Source organism: Duganella vulcania (assembly GCF_009857655.1).
Lineage (GTDB): Bacteria > Pseudomonadota > Gammaproteobacteria > Burkholderiales > Burkholderiaceae_D > Rugamonas > Rugamonas vulcania.
The window spans coordinates 1-2,757 of the sequence record NZ_WWCX01000212.1; the positions used below are offsets into that span (position 1 = coordinate 1).

The following is a 2,757-nucleotide window of genomic DNA, read 5'->3' on the forward strand; positions in this document are numbered from 1 at the left end:
TTGCGTATTCCACGCAAACTGGACACCTGTTCCGCCGCAAACTGGACAGTCGTTCCAGCGCAAACTGGACACCCGTTCCAGACCAAACTGGACACCTGTTCCAGGCCAAACTGGACACCTTGGACGCAACGGCGCGGGGTTGAGGTGTGGTTTTACTCCGGACGGGACGAACTTGTCAAATTAGCCCGCTTTTTCCGTAGCGAATCGCCTTTCAAGTTGAGCTGGTGGGCATTGTGGACCAGGCGGTCGAGGATGGCGTCGGCCAGGGTGGCGTCGCCGATGGCGGCGTGCCAATGCTCAATCGGAAGCTGGCTGGTGACGATGGTCGAGCGGCTGCCGTGGCGGTCGTCGAGCACTTCCAGCAGGTCGCGCCGGTGGGCGTCGTCGAGCACCGCCAGCCCCCAATCATCGATGACGAGCACGTCTATCCTGGCCAGTTGCTTGAGCAGTTTCATGTAGCGTCCGTCGACACGTCCGATGCTGAGCTCGTCGAGCAGGCGCGGCAGGCGCACGTAATAGGCGCTGCGGCCCATGCGGCAAGCCTGGTGCGCCAGCGCGCAGGCCAGCCAGGTCTTGCCGACGCCGGTGGGGCCGGTCAGCAGCACGTTCTGTTTTTCCGACAGCCACAGGCCGGCCAGCAGCCGTTGGTACAGCGCCTTGTCGAGCCCGCGCGCGTGGCGGTAGTCGGTGTCCTCGGCGGCCGTATTGGGCTTGAGCTTGGCCCGCTGTAGGCGTAACGCCAGCGCCTTGCCATCGCGGTCGCTCACTTCGTGCTCGACCAGCAGGCCGAGGCGCTCCTCGAAGCTAAGGTGGTCCAGGTCGAGCGCACTTTGTTCAGCGAAGGCGCGTGCCATGCCGAACAGCTTCAGGCGGGTCAGTTTGTCGTAGGTCGGGTGGTTCAACATCGGTCATCCTTTCATCGGGGCCGCCGCCGGCTGGAGGCGCCCCATGGTGCTTGCATAAACGGTATATATCGTTTAAATCGTTTTAGTGAATCTGGCTCGACTGGTAGTAGGCCGCGCCACGCAGGTTCTCGTGCTCGGGCAGGTCGAGCGTGCGCTGGGCGTCCTGCTGCTGCAGGTCGAGGTTGTTCTTGAGGATGGCCTGCACGCTTTTCCAGCTGACGGCACTGTGCTTGAGGGCGCGCGCGCAGGCCGCCTCCAGCCGGCCGATACCGTACTTCTGCCCCAGCGACAGCACGCCCAGGCAACTGCGGAACGCCTGCTGCGGATGCTGCCGCTGGACCAGCAGCCGCTCCACCAGCACCGCGCAGCGCGGGCCCACGGCCTCGGCCCGCGCCGTCAGCGTCTGCGCGTTCCAGCCGGCCACCTCGCGGTGAGCCGGCGGCATGTGCGCGGCCACCGTCGTGTGGCGGCCCTTGAAGGCGCACTGGGCGTGGCTGGCGATACGCTGGCCGCGTTGGAACACCTCGACCGTGCTGCGCGTCATGCGCACGTCCACCTGGGTCCGCGCGTGCTGGCACGGCACCGAGTAGTAGTGGCCGTCGACCTCGACGTGGTAGTCGACGCCAACCCGCGCCACCTTCCATTCGGCGTATTCGTAGTGCTGCTCCGGCAGCGCGCGCAGGGCCGGCTGGTCCATCTCGGCGAAGGCGCTGGCGCGGCTGCCCGGCAGTTTCTTGAAGGGTCGCTGGTTCAGGTCGGTCAGCAGCGTGCGCAGCGACCGGTTCAGGTCGTTGAGGCTGAAGAAGCGCTGGTGGCGCAGCCGCGCCAGCACCCAGCGCGTGACCACCAGCACGCCGTTCTCCACCTTGGCCTTGTCCTTGGGCCGGCGGGCGCGGGCCGGCAGCACGGCCACGCCGTAATGCTCGGCCAGGTCGTGGTAGGTGGGGTTGACGTCCGGCTCGTAGCGCGAGGCCTTCGTCACGCCGCTGCGCAGGTTGTCGGGCACCCACAGCTCGGTGCAGCCGCCGAAGAAGGCGAGCGCCCGCACGTGGCTGCCTATCCAGTCCGGCAGTTGCTGGCTCCAGGTGGCCTCGATGTAGGTGTAGTTCGACGCGCCCAGCACGGCCACGAACACTTGGGCGTTGCGGATTTCGCCGGTGCCGCCGTCGGTCACGCCGACGGTCTGGCCGGCGTAGTCGATGAACAGCCGCTCGCCCGGCGTGTGGGTTTGCCGCATCGACGTCGTCAGTTGCTGGCGCCAGCGCCGGTAGTGCTCGCAGAACGCGCTGTACTGGTAGCCGTCCGGTTGCTCGGCCTTGTACTCTTGCCACAGCAGTTCCAGCGTCACGCCCTTGCGGCGCAGTTCGTTGTGCACGGTCGGCCAGGCCGGCGCCGGCCGCTGGACCGACGACGGCTCGCAGGGCGGGAACAGCAGCCGCTCCAGGGCAGCGTCGTCGCACTCGGGCGGCAACGGCGAGGACAGGCCGGCCAGCTTGGCGCGGGCCACATAGTCGGAGACGGTGGAGGGGGAGACGTTGATGATGCGGGCGATTTCCCGCTTGGAGCGGCCGTGCTCGAAATGCAGCCGCAGGACTTCGTGGATTTTGCGCATGGATAACCTTTTATTGGTCAAGCAACCCTCCGGATAAAAATCCGGCAGGTTGCCACAGTTATCCCCTTGCCGTTGGCTCTACTCAGGCCGCTTCAAACTGTCCAGTTTGGAGCGGAATCGGTGTCCAGTTTGCGCTGGACCGGGTGTCCAGTTTGGCGTGGAATACGTGTCCAGTTTGCGCTGGACCAGGTGTCCAGTTTGCCGTGGAATGGGTGTCCAGTTTGGCGCGGAAAACGCAGA

The 2,757-nt window shown here is 65.9% G+C and carries 2 protein-coding genes; both read right to left on the reverse strand.

Features of this window, described 5'->3' with window-relative positions; genetic code table 11:
* Positions 1–152: 152 nt before the first annotated feature.
* Complete coding sequence (istB, locus tag GTP90_RS35330) at positions 153–905, reverse strand: IS21-like element helper ATPase IstB (protein ID WP_161087876.1); 753 nt, start codon at positions 903–905, stop codon at positions 153–155.
* A gap of 82 nt (positions 906–987) precedes the next feature.
* On the reverse strand, positions 988–2,517 hold the full coding sequence (gene istA, locus GTP90_RS35335; RefSeq protein ID WP_161087877.1) for an IS21 family transposase: 1,530 nt from the start codon (positions 2,515–2,517) through the stop codon (positions 988–990).
* Between the last annotated feature and the right edge of the window lie 240 nt (positions 2,518–2,757).

Bases quoted from the DNA above. Each gene is read 5' to 3' on its own strand.
- istB (WP_161087876.1), bottom strand. From the start codon at position 905: ATGTTGAACCACCCGACCTACGACAAACTGACCCGCCTGAAGCTGTTC.
- istA (WP_161087877.1), bottom strand. From the start codon at position 2,517: ATGCGCAAAATCCACGAAGTCCTGCGGCTGCATTTCGAGCACGGCCGC.